This window comes from Mesorhizobium sp. B1-1-1, from assembly GCF_006442955.1.
Classification (GTDB): domain Bacteria; phylum Pseudomonadota; class Alphaproteobacteria; order Rhizobiales; family Rhizobiaceae; genus Mesorhizobium.
In genome coordinates this window covers 119,276-135,279 of sequence record NZ_VFWW01000008.1, presented here as the reverse complement: position 1 = coordinate 135,279, position 16,004 = coordinate 119,276, and the positions used below count along the sequence as shown (strand labels likewise).

Genomic DNA, 16,004 nt, shown 5'->3' with positions numbered 1-16,004 from the left:
GTACTGAGCTCGGGCGATCTACGGCTCTACCATCAAACGGGAACAGAGCGTGTTGGAGGCAAATGCCGATATCGACAACGGCGAAGCGCTGACGGAGCGTCAGAAGGCGGTCCTGGATGCAGCGCTCCGCCTGCTGGTCGAAGAGGGCGACAATCTGACCATGACCGCAGTGGCGCGGCGGGCGAGCTGCTCCAAGGAAACGCTCTACAAATGGTTCGGCGACCGCGACGGACTGCTGACGGCGACGGTGCAATGGCAGGCCTCGAAGGTGCGGGTGACGGCGGTCGACGGCAGGGGGCTCGACCTTGCGTCGTTGGCCGCGAGCCTGGAGCGATTTGCTTCCGACTGGCTGAAGGTCATTTCCAGCGACACTTCGATCGCACTCAACCGGGTGGCGGTCGGCCATGCCGGTTCGGGCAAGGATGATCTTGGCGCGGTGGTGCTGGAGAACGGGCGGTTTGCCCTCGCCAAGCGCCTGAAGCCGGTGCTGGAGGCCGGCCGCCAGGCCGGGCTGCTCGATTTCTCGGACGCCGAGACGGCGTTCCGTACGTTTTTCGGGCTGGTCGCCCGCGACGTGCAGATCCGTCTCTTGCTTGGCGACCGGCTGGAATTGACTGAGGCGGCGATCGGCGGTGATGCCGTCCGCGCGACGCAGCAGTTTCTCGCTCTTTTCGGAGCAAAAACCGGGCCGCAAGGCCTCTGATCTTCAAACGGGAAGGAAGACAAAAATGCGCGTCTATTACGATCGTGATGCCGATCTCAACCTGATCAAGGGCAAGAAGGTCGCCATCATCGGCTATGGCAGCCAGGGCCGGGCGCATGCGCTCAACCTCAAGGATTCCGGCGCCAAGGAGATCGCCATCGGCCTCAAGGCCGGATCGGCGACCGCCAAGAAGGTCGAGGCCGACGGGCTCAAGGTGATGAGCGTGGCCGACGCCGCCAAATGGGCCGACCTGATGATGATGGCGACGCCCGACGAATTGCAGGCCGACATCTACAAAAACGAGATCGCGCCGAACATCCGCGACGGCGCGGCAATCGCCTTCGCGCATGGCCTCAACGTGCATTTCGGCCTGATCGAGCCGAAGTCGACGGTCGACGTCGTCATGATCGCGCCGAAGGGGCCCGGCCATACGGTGCGCGGCGAATACCAGAAGGGCGGCGGCGTGCCGTGCCTGGTCGCCGTCAACCAGGATGCTTCGGGCAACGCGCTCGACCTCGCGCTCTCCTACGCCTGCGGCGTCGGCGGCGGCCGTTCGGGTATCATCGAGACCAATTTCCGCGAGGAATGCGAGACCGATCTGTTCGGCGAGCAGGTCGTGCTGTGCGGCGGCCTGGTGGAGTTGATCCGCGCCGGGTTCGAGACGCTGGTGGAAGCCGGCTATGCGCCCGAAATGGCCTATTTCGAGTGCCTGCACGAGGTCAAGCTGATCGTCGACCTGATCTATGAAGGCGGCATCGCCAACATGAATTACTCGATCTCGAACACCGCCGAATGGGGCGAATATGTCTCGGGGCCGCGCATCATCACCGCCGAGACAAAGGCCGAGATGAAGCGGGTGCTGAAGGATATCCAGACCGGCAAGTTCACCTCGGAGTGGATGCAGGAATACCGTGCCGGCCTGTCGCGTTTCAAGGGCATCCGCCGCAACAACGACAGCCATCAGATCGAGGAAGTCGGCGCCAAGCTGCGCGCGATGATGCCGTGGATCTCCAAGAACAAGCTGGTCGACAAGGCGAAGAACTGAGCGATCCACGCTCCAAAAGAAACGGCGCCGCGCGGCGCCGTTTTTTATTGCAGGATTGTGCGGCCTGGCTCAGCGATAGGGCGAGTAGCACTGCTGGCGTGGGCCGTTATAGGGCTGGAAGGTGTTGTCGTAAGCGCGATACGAGCGGTATCTGTTGTAGCACCACCGGACATGGGCGCTCGACAGCCGGCCGGCGCGATAGTAGCGGCGCGGCGGTGCATCGTAGTAATTGTAGTTGTTGTACATGCTGCCGAGGCCGAGCCCCAAGCCAAGCCCCAGGATCGCGGCGCCGGCGCTGTCATCATAGTAGCGGCCGCGATAATGGTGGCGGCGCCAACGCCAATCATCGCCGCCGTTCCAGTGACGACCGCTCCAGTGACGGCCGCCCCAATCGCCGCGGTTCCAATTGCCGTGGTTCCACCCGCCCGACCGGCGCCATCTCCAGTCGTTGTTGAAGCTCCGGTTGTTGCCGCCGGCCCAGCTGTCACGCACAGGCGTGACCGTCGGCGCCGCGGTGCTGGCTGGGATCGACAGCTCCGGCTGAAGGATTGGTCCGGCAGCGGATGGTGCCGTGATGCCGGAGAAGATACCGAGCGCTATCAGCCCGGATTTGACTGTGGAAGAAAAGAGCGCGTTCATTGCACTTCTCCAAGAGAACAGGCCCCACGCCGACCCTGGGATGGGCCCACTGTGGGTCTTTGCGTCTGAACGGCGGATGAACGGAAAGGTTCCCTCAACCATGGCGCGAGGCGCGCCAGGATCAATCGATTCCAGCTGGTGGTTGCCCGGCCTTGTTTTCTGCCGCGCTTGCGGGCAAAGGTCATGATATGTCGCTGCGTCTTGCAACCTTCAATGTCGAGAACCTGATGAACAGGTTCGATTTCTCCGGATACCGCAACCAGCTCAACGAGGACCGGACGCTGGCTCTCTTCGATATCCAGAGCGAGGCCGAGTACAAGATGCTGGAGCAGGCCCGCGCCATCGCGCAGTCGGACGACATGCGGCAGCTGACGGCGCTGGCCATAGCGGCCACGCGCGCGGATATCATCTGCATGCAGGAGGTCGACAATATCGAAGCCCTCAAGGCGTTCGAATATGGCTATCTTTTCAAGATGGTGGGGCAGGGCTACCGCCAGAAGTACACCGCTGCCGGCAATGATTCGCGCGGCATCGACGTCGCCGTGATGATGCGCAGCGAGACCGCGCAGGGCCAGCCCATCGAATTCGTGCGCATGACCAGCCACGCCTATGTGGCCTATGAACAGTTCGGGCTGCACACGCCGGAGCTGGCGGCGCTCGGCAACCAGCCCAATGAACGTATCTTCCGGCGCGACTGCCTGGAAGTGGACATTACCGTTGGCGGTTCGCCGCTGACACTCTATCTCGTGCACTTCAAGTCGATGGGCTCGCCCCGCAACGGGCTCGACGGGCGTGAAGCGACGATGCCGGTCCGCATCGCGGAGGCGCAGGCGGTGCGCCGGATCATCGAGGAGCGCTTCGGGGCGGATCATGCAGCCGACAAGCGCTGGGCGATCTGCGGCGACATGAACGATTACCGCCAGCGCGTGAAGATCGCCGGCGACGAATTCGACGGCTATCGTTTCGAGGTGGTCGACGAGAACCTGTCCTGCATCAACGTGCTGACGGCCGGCGGTTTTTGCGAAAACGTGGTCGAGAGGCGGCCGGAAATGAACCGCTGGACCTTCTACCACACGCGTGGGCCGCAAGAGCGGCATTTGTGCCAGCTCGATTATATCCTGCTGTCCAAGGGATTGGCGGCTAAGAACGCCACCGCCGTCCCGGACATCATCCGCAACGGCCAGCCCTGGCGCACGATCTTTCCTGCCGGCCAGGAAGTGGAGCGCTTTCCGCGCGCCGGCTGGGACCGGCCCAAGGCATCGGACCATTGTCCGGTGGCGATCACGCTGGACATGGCCTGAGCCGTGAGCTTCGACCTGCCGCGCAACGTTATTTTGCCGGTCGACGCCGTCGATGTCCGGCTCGACCCTGGCCCGCATCCTTTTTCGCTGGATAATGCCGAGGCGATCGCCGCGAACTGGCAGCATGAGATCGCGGCCAACCCCGCGCTCTTCGACGGCCCCGTGGTGCTGCTCTCGCGACTGGCCTGGCGCGACAATCGCCTCGTCGGCCGGTGCCACGCGGTCAACTACTCCACGTTCATGCTTTGGCGTAAACGGCGCGAGAATTCCGGCGCCGAGCACGCCTATGCCCATGCCATGCTTGTGGCCGGCGACAATGCGCTGGTGGCGATTCGCATGGCCGCCCACACCGTTACTGCCGGCCGCGTCTATTTCGCCGCCGGTTCCTTCGAACCGGCCGATTTTCGCGATGGCCTCGTCGATGTCGATTTCAATATGATCCGCGAGGTGCGGGAAGAAACCGGCCTCGACATTTCAGGCGCCGCACGCGGCCTGCATTACCATGCCCTGTCGACGGAAAGCGGCACGGTGATCTTCCGCCGCTACCGGGTTCCCGAGCCCGCCGAGGAGATCGCGCGGCGCATCTCGGCCTTCGTCGCAACCGAGGCCGAACCGGAGATCGTCGGTCCGGTCATCATCCGCCACGCCGCCGACCTGCCGCACGGGCTGATGCCGCACATGAAGCCGCTGATCGAGTGGCATTTTGCGAACGCGGACTAAACCTTACCTTCCGTGCTGATCGCCAATGCCGGCATACGAAGGTCTGAGTGGCTGCCTGCAACCCCAAACATCGGGTGCGTGCGCGGACAATCGTCTCGATCAGGATGTGTTGCCACTGTTTGCAGGCCGCATTCTGCCTTTCGACCTCGACGCGTCGCGCGCCTATGCCGACCTCATGGTAAAGGCGAGAGCCTCAGGAAAGGCGATCGGCAATGCGGATGGCTACATCGCAGCCACGGCCGCAGCAAACGGTCTTACGGTCGCCACCCGCGACACCAGTCCATTCGCGGCCGCCGGATTGAATACCATCAATCCCTGGGAAACAGCGTCGTAGCCGCGCCTTTGCTTTCCAATCGCCTTATTCATGCCGCAGCGCGTCGATCGGGTCGAGCCTGGCGCCGCGCAGCGCCGGGAAGAAGCCGAAGACCATGCCGATCAGCGCGGAAAAGCCGACGGCGAGCAGGATGACTGCCGGGCTCGGCGCAAAGGGAATGGCCAGCGTCGCCGAGGCGAGACCGGCCAGCGAGAGCCCGATCAGGATGCCGATGATGCCGCCGAGCAGCGACAGCACCGTCGCCTCGACCAGGAACTGGATGAGGATGTGCTTTTCATGCGCGCCGATGGCGAGCCTGATGCCGATCTCGCGGGTGCGCTCGGTGACCGACACCAGCATGATGTTCATGATGCCGATGCCGCCGACCAGCAGGCTGACGCCGGCGACCGCGCCCAGCATCCCGGTCATGGTGGTGGTGGCGCTGGCCATGGCGTCGGCGATCTGGGTCATGTCGCGGATCGCGAAATCGCTTTCGCGGTCGGGCGTGAGGCGTCTGGCGTCGCGCAAAATATCCTCGACGCGCGGCTGCAGCTCGCTGGTGGGCGTGCGGTCGTCGGCGGCGACGTAGATGTTGTCGATGTTGCGGTTGCCGGCAATGCGCCGCTGATAGGCATGCAGCGGCATCAAGACGACATTGTCCTGGTCCTGGCCGAAGCCGGTATAGCCCTTCGGCTCGAGCAGGCCGATGATCTTGCAGGAGGTGCGGTTGACGCGGATGATTTCGCCCTCAGGGTCGCCAGCGCCGAAGAACTGCTGGCGCACCGTCTCGCCGATCAGGCATACGCCGGTGCCCGAGCGGGTCTCGGACTCACTGAACGAACGGCCTGAGACCAGTTTCCAGTCGCGAGCATCGAGATAGGCACTGTCGGTGCCGGTGACGCCGGAGGTCAGGCTCTCGGTACCGAAGATGACGCGGACCTGCTTCTGCGAGGCCGGCGAAATGGCGCGTGCGCCTGTCAGATGGGCAATGAGCGCGGCAAGATCCTTTTCGGTGAGCGGACGGACGACCTGGTCGAGCCCGCCCGGGCCGCCGGGACCGGCCGGGCGGCCGGAGCGCACAACCAGAAGATTGCTGCCGAGCTTGGCGATGTCGTCCTTGACCTTGGCGGTGGTGCCGGCGCCAATGGTGAGCATGGCGATGACCGCGGCGACGCCGATGACGATGCCGAGCAAGGTCAGGAACGAGCGCAGCATGTTGCGGCGGATCGAGCGTAAGGAGAGGCGGACGGTTTCCCAGAGCATTGTCAGGCCACCTCGACGGTCATGGTGTCCGAGGCGACATGGCCGTCGAGGAAGCGCACCGTGCGCTCGGCATATTCGGCGACGTCGGCCTCGTGGGTGACCATGGTGATGGTCAGGCCAAGCTCCTTGTTCAGTTGCGTCAGCAACTCCATGATCTCGTGCGTGCGGGCAGTGTCGAGATTGCCGGTCGGTTCGTCGGCGACGAGCAGCGTCGGCCTCGTGACGATGGCGCGCGCGATCGCCACGCGCTGTTGCTGGCCGCCGGAAAGCTCGGCCGGCGTGTGATGCTCGCGACCGACAAGGCCGACTTGCGCCAGCGCCTGCATGGCAAGATCGCGGCGCTCGCGGCCGGCCACGCCGCGATAGATCAGCGGCAGTTCGACATTTTCCGCCGCCGTGGTGCGCGCCAGCAGATTATAGCCCTGGAAGACGAAGCCGACATAGAGGTTGCGCAGCATGGCGCGGCGGTTGCGGTCGAGCCGGCCAGCATCGACGCCCATGAAGGAATAGGTGCCGGCGGTCGGCGTGTCGAGGCAGCCGATGATGTTCATCGCCGTCGATTTGCCGGAGCCGGACGGGCCCATGATGGCGACGAATTCGCCGCGCCGGATCGCCAGGTCGACGCCGGCCAGCGCGTGCACCTTGGCTTCGCCATGGCCGTAGCTCTTCCAGACCTTGTCGAAGGTGATGAGGGGGGCGCCCATCGCCACGGCGTCAGCTCCGCTGCTGCGAGGCCGTGATGACCTGCGCCCCCTCTGACAGGCCCGAGGTGATCTCGGTCAGCTCGCCGTCGGTCGAGCCGATCCTGACGTTGACCGGATGCGGACGGCCTTTCTCCAGCACGTAGAGCATGCGTGAGCCGTCGGTCGGCGGCGCTGCCGCCTGGCGCTGGCGATTGCCGCCGGGACGTCCCATGCGGCCGGTGAACAGGTCGCTCAGGTTCCAGCCGCGGGCGGCCTGCTGCGCAGGACGATAGCGGAAGGCGGAGGAGGGGACGGTCAGCACGTCCTTGGCCTGCCGGGTGACGACCGAAACAGTGGCGGTCATGCCGGGGCGCAGCAACAGCTCGCTGTTGTCGACCTCGAGCCGCGCATTGTAGGTGACGACGCCGTCGGTGGTGACCGAGGCGTAGGAGATGTCGCGGATCTCGGCGTCGAACGGCCGCTCCGGGAAGGCATCCACGGTGAAGCGGGCATGCTGGCCCGGCTTCACCGCGCCGATATCGGCTTCGTCGACCGCCGCCACCAGTTCCATGTTCCTGAGATCGGCGGCGATGATGAACAGCACCGGCGCCTGCAGCGATGAGGCGACCGTCTGGCCGGGGTCGACAGAGCGCGTCAGCACGATGCCGTCGATCGGCGCATAGATGGTGCTGTTGGCAAGGTCGGTCTGCTGCGATTTCAGGTCGGCGTTGGCGATGGCGAGATTGGCCTCGGCGCTATCGAGCGCTGCCTTCGAACGGTCGCGGGTCGCGGTCGCCGCTTCGAGCGACTGGTCGGTGGCCATGCCGCGCTTGGTGAGGGCGGCGGCGCGCACGAGCGCGCTTTCATTCTCGGCCAGCGTCACGGTGGCGTCCGCGACATTGGCGGCGGCCGCCTTGGCGGATGCCTCGGCGCGTTCGATCTGCACCTGCAGCTTGGCGGTGTCGAGCGCGGCCAGCACATCGCCCTTCTTGACCTGCTGGTTCTCGTTGACCGAGACTGAACGGATGATGCCCGAGAGCTGGCTGGAAATGTCGACCTGGGTGAGGGGCTGCAAGGTGCCGGTCGCCGAAACCTCGACAGTGAGGTCGGCCTTGGCGGCGGGCGCCGTCGTATAGTCGATCTTGACCGGCGAGCCGGCATACCACTGGTAGCCGGCAAAAGCCGCGACAAGGACGATCAGCGCCAGCAGCGCATAGAGCCAGCCGCGGCGGCGATTCTTGCGCCGCCCCGTCTGGTCGAGCCCGAGCGCGGTCTCGATGGCGGAATCCGATTCCGTCTTTGGCAGATTGACAATCTGGTCCACGCCGGACCCCCTGAAGCGCAATAAGTCCCTATGAGTGCACAGATCAGTGCTAATGGTTCGAATATCAAATTAAATTTCGCTCATGTTGGGATTGAGGCAGAAATTCGGATCAAAGCGGAAGGTTTCCTCCATGAGACGCGATTACTTGCTTTACGATGTGTTTACGACCGATCGGCTGGCCGGCAACCCGCTGGCGGTGGTGTTGGACAGCGGCGGACTGGACACGGCTGCGATGCAGGCCATCGCGCGAGAGTTCAACCTGTCGGAATCGGTGTTCGTGCTGCCGCCGGACAATCCCAAGCACCGCGCCCGCATCCGCATCTTCACGCCCGACTATGAAATGCCTTTCGCCGGCCACCCGACCGTGGGTTCGGCGATCGCGCTGGCCGAACTGGCCGATATCGCGCTCGCTGAAATGGCCGACAATGATGGCGCTGCGAGCATTTTCGTGCTGGAGGAAAACATCGGCCCGGTGCGCTGCGCCGTCAGCAAGCATGATGGCGCGACATTCGCCGAATTCGACCTGGCGAAGTTGCCGGAGCCGCTGAAGCTCGAAGCCGACCCGGTGGCGATCGGCGCCGCCCTTGGCCTGGCGCCGCACGAGATCGGTTTCGAGAATCACCGCGTCGCGTTCTGGTCGGCGGGCGTGCCCTACGTGACCATACCGGTGGCCAATCTGGAGGCGGCCGGCCGGATCCGGCTCGACAATCAGGCCTGGTCGGAACTGGCGCCGCGCAAGAGCGAATGGGCCTTTGCCAGTCCCTATGTCTATTGCCGAGAGACGGTGAACCACGAGAGCGCCTTCCATGTGCGCATGATCGTGCCCGGCACGCCTTCCTACGAGGACCCGGCGACCGGCTCGGCGGCGGCGGCTTTCGCCGGCGCCGTCATGCATTTCGACGCTCCGACGGATGGCGTTTCGCAGCTGTGGATCGAACAGGGGCTGGAGATGGGGCGGCCCTCGCGTATCCGCCTGGAACTAAGTGTACAGGGCGGAAAACTGGTCTCGGCGCGCATCGGTGGCAACGCGGTCAAGGTGGCGGAAGGCAAGCTGTTCGTCTGACCATCTGCGTCACTTCAGCGATTTGTCGGGAAATGATTCCGGCAGGGCTGGACAGGACCGGCATCGGCGGCTATATGCCCGCCAACGCCGGTTTTTGCCGGCCGAGTGGGTGCGTAGCTCAGTTGGTAGAGCAGCTGACTCTTAATCAGCGGGTCCACAGTTCAATCCTGTGCGCACCCACCAAATTCTTCAAAGACTTGGTGGAAAGACCCTGAATAGGCCGGTTCAATTGCCGCGCTCGTTCATCAGTGTTTGGCTGCCTTCGCAACCCGGCCGCCGTTGGCCAGGTGAGACGCGGGACTTTGCAGCTTGGTCAAAGACTACGATTGGCCGCGCCGAAAAACGCGGCTCAGAAACCTGCCGAACCGAAAAGCCATGCCGTTGTGCGCGCTCCGACCGTCGTCGGCATCAATGGCGGCCTTTCCGCCTGAGAAATCGCTGATGAGCCACCAGAAGAAAACCAGAAAAACAACGAGAATTGCGGTGTCGATCGGGCCGTAAGTTGAATATCCGCTGTGCCGAAGCACACCAGCAAGCAGCACGGCGATAGTCATAGCAGCGGCAGCCGGGTGAAGCTTTTTCATCCACCAGATCTATTCGAGAATCGCTACAACCGGAAGATGTTACTTCTCCGACACGCCGGCCTCGGCAAAGCTCGCCATCCTCGCATGGCACTCCAGCGCCGAGCGGACGATGTTGACGGCGAGGCAAGCGCCGGAGCCTTCGCCGAGCCGCATGCCGAGGTCGAGCAGCGGCGGCAGGTCGAGCGCTTCGAGCAGGCCGCGGTGACCCGATTCAGCCGAGACGTGGGCGGCGATCGTATGAGCAAGGCCTGTGGAGTGCAGCTTTGCCAAAGGTGCTGCGGCTGCGGTGCAGACGAAGCCGTCAAGCAGCACCGGTATGCCCATGTGACGGGCGGCAAGCGTGGCGCCGAAGATGGCGGCGAGTTCGCGGCCGCCGAGCGCCGCGGCAACCCCCAGGGGGTCGGCAAGAATGGCGGCGTGGCGCTTCAAGCCCGATTCGATGGCAACCACCTTGCGCTCGAGGCCGGCATCGTCGACGCCGGTGCCGCGTCCGGTCCATTTTTCGGCATCGCCGCCGAACAGCGCCGCCGAGATCGCGGCGGCCGGCGTGGTGTTGCCGATACCCATCTCGCCGAAGCAGACGAGATCGAGATCATCAGTCATCGCATCGTAGCCGGCCGAGACGGCGGCAAGAAATGCCTTGTCGTCCATCGCCGGCGTTTGCGTGAAATCGCCGGTCGGATGGTCGAGATCGAGCGGAATGACGTCGAGTTCGGCGCCCGCGATGCGGGCGAGCTGGTTGATGGCCGCACCGCCGCCGGCGAAATTCGCCACCATCTGCACCGTGACTTCCGAAGGATAAGCCGACACGCCTTGCGCGGTAACGCCGTGGTTGCCGGCGAAGACGAAAACTTTCACCCGCTCGAGCCTAGGCATGTCGCGGCCCTGCCAGCGCGCCAGCCACGCGGCGATGGACTCAAGCCGGCCGAGGCTGCCCTGCGGCTTGGTCAACGTGTCCTGGCGGCGAGCGACCGCGCTCGCGGCGGCGTCATCGCCATCAGGCAGGTCGAGGCAAGCAGCGCGCAGTTCATCTAGGGATTTGAAAGCCATGGAAGGAAATTCTCCGAAACAGAGTCAGGAAAGGGCTACGGAAGCGACGAGCAGCACCGCGATTTCGCTCACCTGTTGCATAGCGCCGATCGTGTCGCCGGTCTGGCCACCGATCTGGTTGAGGCAAAGCGCGTGGAAGGCGGCAAACAGCAGTCCGAGCAGGATAAGCGCCGCGATGGCGCCGCCAAGCCCGAGCAGGAGGAGCGGGATGGCGCCGAGCACGGCGCCGGCGAGGGCAATTTCCCGCGAGACGGTGCCGGCGCCGGCCGAGAGGCCATCGTCGCGCGCCGGGGGCAAGAGATGCATGAAGGTGCCGAATACGCCGCGCGAGGCCGCATGGGCGGCCAGGAGCGCGAAGAGAGCTTGTGTGGGATCGACGAATTCCGACAGCGCGCTCCAGCGGATGAGCAGCGACAGCGCCAGCGCCATGGCGCCGTAGGCGCCGATTCGGCTGTCGCGCATGATCTCCAGCTTTCGACCGCGCGTGTTGCCGCCGCCAAAACCGTCGGCGACATCGGACAGCCCGTCCTCGTGCAGGCAGCCGGTGGTGACCGCGGTTGCAACCAGGGCAAGGGCTGCCGCCGACCCGATGGCAAGGCCAAACCGTTCCGCCGTGGCAAAGACGATGGCGCCGATCAGGCCGACGACGAGGCCGGCGACCGGGGCGGCCCAGATCGCGGCGGCAAGGCTGCGGCCGCGAAAGTCGATGACGGGCAAGGGCAGCCTGGTGAAGAAGACCAGGCAGAGGGCAACATCGCTGGGGATTTGCCGGGGCGAAAGGGTGACCTTCGGGAACTTCATGCCTCAGCCCCTTGCGATGGCATGGAAGAAGGTGCCGCTGACTTGGCCGCGCCGGTAGCCCGAGGCGCCGATCGGATTGCCTTGCCCGTCTGCGAGGTCGGCCAGGGGCTCGTCATCGCCGGTCGCCGTCATCTGCGCATAGTGGAATTCGTGCCCACGGATCAACGCGCCCCGCGGGCCGAGCGGACAGTCGGCGCGCAGCCGTGCTTCGCGATAGCCGAGGTTCATCTTGCGCTTGGCGAAGCTGGTTGAATGGCCGAGCAGGCCGAGCATTTTGTGTGTTTCGCCAGATGCATCTTCCAGAGCTTCGCCAAGCACCATGAAGCCACCGCACTCACCATGGATGGGCTTCGTCCCGGCAAACCTTGCCATTCCTCTCCGAAAATTCGCAGCAGCGGCGAGACGGCCGGCGTGAAGCTCGGGATAACCGCCGGGCAGCCAGCAGACGTCGCAGCTGTCGTCGGGCGCCTCGTCCGCGAGCGGCGAGAACGGAACCATCTCCGCGCCGGCCTTGCGCCAGTAGGCCGCGACGTGCGGATAGAGGAAGGTGAAGGCGGTATCCTCGGCAAGTGCGACGCGCTGGCCGGGCGGCTGCAGCGCATCGTCGAAGCTGCCGGGCTCCGGGGCGAGAGGTGTTGCCAGCGCCATGACGGCGTCGAGGTCGAGCGACTTTTCCGCCATGTCGGCCAACCGGTCGAGATGCGCCATCAGGTCATCATATTCACCGGCCTGGACGAGGCCGAGATGGCGTTCGGGCAGGTTCAAGGTGGGATCGCGCAGGATGGCGCCGACGACCGGCAGGCCGATCGCCTCGATGGCGTCGCCGGACAGCCGGCGGTGGCGCTCGCTGCCCAGCCGGTTGAGCACGACGCCCGCCATGCGAACCTCCGGATCATAGGTGGCGAACCCCTTGGCGACGGCCGCCGCCGTGGTCGACTGGCCGGAAACGTCCAGCACCAGCAGCACCGGCAGGCCGTAGAGCCGCGCGAGATCGGCCGCCGAACCGCTGCGGCCCGGCGCGGCCGGAATGCCGTCGAACAGGCCCATGGCGCTTTCGAGGATGACAAAATCGGCGTCGTCGGCGGCATTTACGGCCAGTGCGTTGAGCAGCGACGGCGACATCGCCCAGCTGTCAAGATTGACGCCGGACAGGCCGGTGGCGGCGGTGTGGAAGCCGGGATCGATGTAATCGGGGCCGGACTTGGCGCCGCGTACTTTCAGGCCGCGCCGGGTGAGTGCGCGTAAAATACCGATGGTGACGCTGGTCTTGCCCGAGCCGGAGCGCGGCGCGCCGATGATGATCGCGCGGGCGCTCACGACGCACCCGCCAGCGCCGCGCGCATGGCGACGATGCCGCCGACGACGATCAGCGCCGGTGCGGACAGGCCGGCGGCGGCGGCTTCCTCGGCGATGGTGGCCAGCGTGGCGACGACGATGCGCTCCTGCGGCGTCGTCGCGGCGACGATCACCGCCGCCGGCGTCGATGGCGCCAGCCCGCCGTCGAGCAATGCGGCCGATATCACAGGCAGATTGGCCATGCCCATGTAGACCACGACAGGCTGGCCGGTGCGCGCGATCGCGGCCCAGTCGAGATCGTCATCGGTGCCGGCGGCATGGCCGGTCGCCAGGATTACCGCCTTGTTGATGCCGCGCATGGTCGCGGGGATGCCGGTGGCGGCCAGCGCGCTGAGGCCCGAGGTGAGGCCGGGCAGGACGCGGAACGGGATGTTTTCCCGCGCCAGCGCCAGCGCCTCTTCGCCGCCACGGCCGAAAATATAGGGGTCGCCGCCCTTCAGCCTGACGACGCGGCGGCCCTGGCGCGCCAGCCGGACCAGCAGGGCGGTTATGTCGTCCTGTTTCATCGAGGGTTTTCCGCCGCGCTTGCCGGCAAAGAAAAGGTCGGCGTTTTCGGCAACCGCGACGACGTCCGGGGAGACCAGCGCATCGTAGACCAGCGCATCCGCCTCACTCAGCGCCGCCAGCACTTCCAGCGTCAGGCAGCCGGGATCGCCGGGGCCGGCGCCGGCGAGCCAGACATGGCCGGGCTCAAGCGTCCGCGGCTTGAAGTTCAGCCGGGCAAGCGCCTGTTGGAGCGCGGCGTTCTCGCCCTTATTTTTGGTGCTGTCGCTCACAATCCGTCCCGTCCGCGAAAACGCCGCTGGTAATGCGCGTCGTACAATGAACTCTCGCCAAAGCCTTCCGCCGCCAGCGAGCGGCCGACGAAGATGATGGCCGTACGCTCCATCGGGTCGGCGGCCAGTTGTGCCTCGATGGTTTCCAGCGTGCCGGTCAGCACGCGCTCGTCCGGCCAGGAGGCACGGAAGACGACCGCCACCGGGCAATCGCGGCCATAGAGCGGCGTCAGCTCGGCGACGATGCGATCGATGGCGTGGATGGCAAGATGAATGGCAAGCGTGGCGCCGGTGCGGCCGAAGCCGGCCAGCGTTTCGCCAGGCGGCATTTTTGAAGCGCGGCCGGAGACGCGGGTCAGCACCAGGCTCTGGGCGACTTCGGGAATGGTCAGCTCGCGCCGCAGAGCAGCCGCCGCGGCAGCGAAAGAGGGAACGCCCGGCGTCAGCGTGTAGGGAATGCCGTGCCTTTCCAGCCGGCGGATCTGTTCGGCAACCGCGCTCCATACCGACAGGTCACCGGAATGCAGCCGCGCGACATCATGGCCGGCCTTGTGGGCGGCCAGATATTCGGCCTCGATCTCCTCGAGCGACATCGGCGCGGTGTCGATCAGCTTCGTTCCCGGGGCGCAATGCTGCAGCAATTCGGGCGCCACGATCGAGCCGGCATGGAGGCAGACCGGGCAGCTTGCCAGCAGCCGCGCGCCGCGCAGGGTAATGAGGTCGGCGGCGCCCGGACCGGCGCCGATGAAATGCACGGTCATGCCGCGTCTCCGCTGATGGCGATGGCGCAGGTGACCGGGCCGAGCACGATGCGTGGTCCCAGCAGCCTGGCGCCTTCGCCGGCGACGGCCAGCGCCGATGCTTCGGAAACCGACGGTGTGCCGGCCAGATCCTGCGAGAGGCTGGAGTTGCTGAGCGCCTTCGTCGACGCTGCTTTAAGCGCTGCCTCATCGACAACGATGACGGGAAGGTTGAGTGTGCGACCTGCGGCAGCGATCGCCTGTTCATCTTTCTTGAGCATGGCGGTGGCGAGCGACGAGAGCGCCGTCATCGCCAGCCCGTGCGCTTCGAGCGTGGTTTCTATCGCGGCAAGCACGTCCTCGACGCTCACGCCCTTTCGGCTGCCGATGCCCGCGACCATCATGGCTTGATCCAACTCCATTGGGTAACCGGCATCGCCGGCCGCCAGGCCTGCATCGAACCGACAGGCGCGGCGCGGGATATGGCGATGCGGGTGAGATCGCCCCCGAGCTCGGTATGACGGGCAAGAAGCAGCATCTCCATTTCCAGCGTCACGGCATTGGCAACGAGGCGGCCGCCGGCGCGCAGCGCCTTGATGGCGGCGGCCAGCACGCCGGCGTCGCTGCCGCCGCCGCCAATGAAAATCGCATCTGGCGTATCGAGCCTTGCAAGCGCCTTGGGTGCGCTGCCTTCGACCACGATGAGGCCGGGAACGCCACAGGCAGCAGCGTTGTGGCTGATGCGGGCGGCGCGGATCGGGTCGGCTTCGATGGCAACAGTGCGCATCGAAGGGTGGGTGAGCATCCATTCGATGCCGATGGAACCGGAGCCGGCGCCAATATCCCACAGCAGTTCGCCGCGCCTCGGCGCCAGCGCCGACAGCGTGATGGCGCGGATGTCATGTTTGGTGATCTGGCCGTCATGGTCGAACAGATGATCGGCGAGGCCTGATGTCAAAGGCAGGATACGCGCATCCGGACCAGATTGAATTTCGAGCGCCAGTACATTGAGCGGATTGATGTTTTCGAGGTTGAACGCATCGGCGCGGGCCGAGCGCAGGTTCTCCTTTGGCCCGCCAAGCGCCTCCAGAACCGTCAGCCGCGAGGCGCCGAAATCAAGCTCGGTGAGCAGGCGGGCGATCGCCGCCGGTGCATCGCCGTCGGATGTCAGGGCCAGGATGCGTGCGTTGGGTTGCAGCAATGGACGAATCAGGTCGACGGGGCGGCCATGCAGCGAGACGGTTTCGATGTCCTGCAGCGCCCAGCCAAGGCGAGCGGCCGCCAGCGAAATGGCCGACGGCGCGGGAATGACATGCATCTCCCTAGGCTTGACCTTGCGGGCCAGGGTGACGCCGACGCCGTGGAAAAAGGGATCGCCGGAGGCAAGGACGCAAACGCGCTTGCCGGCGAGCGCCAGCACGTCGTGCATCTCGGCATCGAAGGGAACCGGCCATGGGCGCGGATCGCCCTTGGCGAATGATGAAACGAGCGCAAGGTGCCGCTTGCCACCGAAGATGATTTCCGCATCGGCAATCCGCTGCTTGGCCTCGTCGCCGAGACCCGCTAAACCGTCCTCGCCGATGCCGACGATGGTGAGCCATTTCTGGTTGAGCTTGGCGCCGCGCGGACCCTTAGCAGGCATG

Annotated in this window: 17 protein-coding genes, 1 tRNA gene and 1 pseudogene; 7 read left to right on the top strand and 12 right to left on the bottom strand. The window is 65.4% G+C overall.

Going from position 1 to position 16,004, the window contains the following annotated elements:
• Positions 1 to 49: 49 nt before the first annotated feature.
• A complete protein-coding gene (locus FJ986_RS18035; RefSeq protein ID WP_140670211.1) occupies positions 50 to 703 on the top strand; it encodes a TetR/AcrR family transcriptional regulator in 654 nt (217 codons plus the stop codon).
• 25 nt (positions 704 to 728) lie between these two features.
• Positions 729 to 1,748 (top strand): ketol-acid reductoisomerase, encoded by a 1,020-nt coding sequence (ilvC, locus tag FJ986_RS18030; RefSeq protein ID WP_140495398.1) that lies wholly within the window; start codon positions 729 to 731, stop codon positions 1,746 to 1,748.
• Positions 1,749 to 1,817: 69 nt separating this feature from the next.
• Here the strand turns inward: ilvC and FJ986_RS18025 are convergent, their stop codons facing one another.
• Entirely contained in the window at positions 1,818 to 2,387 is a 570-nt protein-coding gene (locus FJ986_RS18025; protein ID WP_140495400.1) for a BA14K family protein, read from the bottom strand.
• Between the two features lie 188 nt (positions 2,388 to 2,575).
• Here FJ986_RS18025 and FJ986_RS18020 point away from each other — a divergent pair, with 188 nt between their 5' ends.
• The 3 genes and pseudogenes from FJ986_RS18020 to FJ986_RS18010 form a co-directional block, all read left to right on the top strand.
• Positions 2,576 to 3,688 (top strand): endonuclease/exonuclease/phosphatase family protein, encoded by a 1,113-nt coding sequence (locus FJ986_RS18020; RefSeq protein WP_140675314.1) that lies wholly within the window; start codon positions 2,576 to 2,578, stop codon positions 3,686 to 3,688.
• A gap of 3 nt (positions 3,689 to 3,691) precedes the next feature.
• Entirely contained in the window at positions 3,692 to 4,408 is a 717-nt protein-coding gene (locus FJ986_RS18015) for a hypothetical protein (protein ID WP_140516449.1), read from the top strand.
• Between the two features lie 85 nt (positions 4,409 to 4,493).
• Positions 4,494 to 4,742 (top strand): annotated as a pseudogene (locus FJ986_RS18010) (PIN domain-containing protein); the annotation flags it as partial.
• A gap of 24 nt (positions 4,743 to 4,766) precedes the next feature.
• Here the strand turns inward: FJ986_RS18010 and FJ986_RS18005 are convergent.
• Genes FJ986_RS18005 through FJ986_RS17995 form a run of 3 tightly spaced genes read right to left on the bottom strand, consistent with a single transcriptional unit; the run spans position 4,767 to position 7,991 of the window.
• On the bottom strand, positions 4,767 to 5,984 hold the full coding sequence (locus FJ986_RS18005; protein ID WP_140521160.1) for an ABC transporter permease: 1,218 nt from the start codon (positions 5,982 to 5,984) through the stop codon (positions 4,767 to 4,769).
• A gap of 2 nt (positions 5,985 to 5,986) precedes the next feature.
• Positions 5,987 to 6,694, bottom strand: coding sequence for an ABC transporter ATP-binding protein (locus FJ986_RS18000; protein WP_140564194.1), 708 nt, complete (start codon positions 6,692 to 6,694; stop codon positions 5,987 to 5,989).
• A gap of 4 nt (positions 6,695 to 6,698) precedes the next feature.
• Positions 6,699 to 7,991: an efflux RND transporter periplasmic adaptor subunit gene (locus FJ986_RS17995; RefSeq protein WP_140675311.1), complete on the bottom strand. Its 1,293-nt coding sequence runs from the start codon at positions 7,989 to 7,991 to the stop codon at positions 6,699 to 6,701.
• Positions 7,992 to 8,121: 130 nt separating this feature from the next.
• On the opposite strand from FJ986_RS17995, the gene FJ986_RS17990 reads away from it, so the two are divergent.
• The gene (locus FJ986_RS17990; protein WP_140495414.1) at positions 8,122 to 9,054 is read left to right on the top strand and encodes a PhzF family phenazine biosynthesis protein; all 933 of its coding nucleotides are present in this window, start codon (positions 8,122 to 8,124) and stop codon (positions 9,052 to 9,054) included.
• Between the two features lie 107 nt (positions 9,055 to 9,161).
• Positions 9,162 to 9,237, top strand: a tRNA-Lys gene (locus FJ986_RS17985).
• A 137-nt stretch (positions 9,238 to 9,374) separates the two neighbouring features.
• On the opposite strand, the gene FJ986_RS17980 is transcribed toward FJ986_RS17985, so the two are convergent.
• Genes FJ986_RS17980 through cbiE form a run of 8 tightly spaced genes read right to left on the bottom strand, consistent with a single transcriptional unit; the run spans position 9,375 to position 16,003 of the window.
• Complete coding sequence (locus FJ986_RS17980) at positions 9,375 to 9,638, bottom strand: hypothetical protein (RefSeq protein ID WP_140675308.1); 264 nt, start codon at positions 9,636 to 9,638, stop codon at positions 9,375 to 9,377.
• Between the two features lie 39 nt (positions 9,639 to 9,677).
• Positions 9,678 to 10,688, bottom strand: a complete 1,011-nt coding sequence (gene cobT, locus FJ986_RS17975) for a nicotinate-nucleotide--dimethylbenzimidazole phosphoribosyltransferase (RefSeq protein WP_140675305.1) — start codon at positions 10,686 to 10,688, stop codon at positions 9,678 to 9,680.
• Between the two features lie 24 nt (positions 10,689 to 10,712).
• Positions 10,713 to 11,489 (bottom strand): adenosylcobinamide-GDP ribazoletransferase, encoded by a 777-nt coding sequence (gene cobS, locus FJ986_RS17970; RefSeq protein ID WP_140516437.1) that lies wholly within the window; start codon positions 11,487 to 11,489, stop codon positions 10,713 to 10,715.
• 3 nt (positions 11,490 to 11,492) lie between these two features.
• Positions 11,493 to 12,806, bottom strand: coding sequence for a cobyrinate a,c-diamide synthase (locus tag FJ986_RS17965; protein WP_140554993.1), 1,314 nt, complete (start codon positions 12,804 to 12,806; stop codon positions 11,493 to 11,495).
• Positions 12,803 to 13,621: a uroporphyrinogen-III C-methyltransferase gene (cobA, locus tag FJ986_RS17960; protein WP_140675303.1), complete on the bottom strand. Its 819-nt coding sequence runs from the start codon at positions 13,619 to 13,621 to the stop codon at positions 12,803 to 12,805. The genes FJ986_RS17965 and cobA overlap by 4 nt, the downstream gene beginning before the upstream one ends.
• Positions 13,618 to 14,382: a precorrin-4 C(11)-methyltransferase gene (gene cobM / locus FJ986_RS17955; RefSeq protein ID WP_140675300.1), complete on the bottom strand. Its 765-nt coding sequence runs from the start codon at positions 14,380 to 14,382 to the stop codon at positions 13,618 to 13,620. The genes cobA and cobM overlap by 4 nt, the downstream gene beginning before the upstream one ends.
• On the bottom strand, positions 14,379 to 14,765 hold the full coding sequence (locus FJ986_RS17950; RefSeq protein WP_140675298.1) for a cobalamin biosynthesis protein: 387 nt from the start codon (positions 14,763 to 14,765) through the stop codon (positions 14,379 to 14,381). The genes cobM and FJ986_RS17950 overlap by 4 nt, the downstream gene beginning before the upstream one ends.
• Positions 14,762 to 16,003, bottom strand: coding sequence for a precorrin-6y C5,15-methyltransferase (decarboxylating) subunit CbiE (gene cbiE / locus FJ986_RS17945; RefSeq protein WP_140675294.1), 1,242 nt, complete (start codon positions 16,001 to 16,003; stop codon positions 14,762 to 14,764). The genes FJ986_RS17950 and cbiE overlap by 4 nt, the downstream gene beginning before the upstream one ends.
• Between the last annotated feature and the right edge of the window lies 1 nt (position 16,004).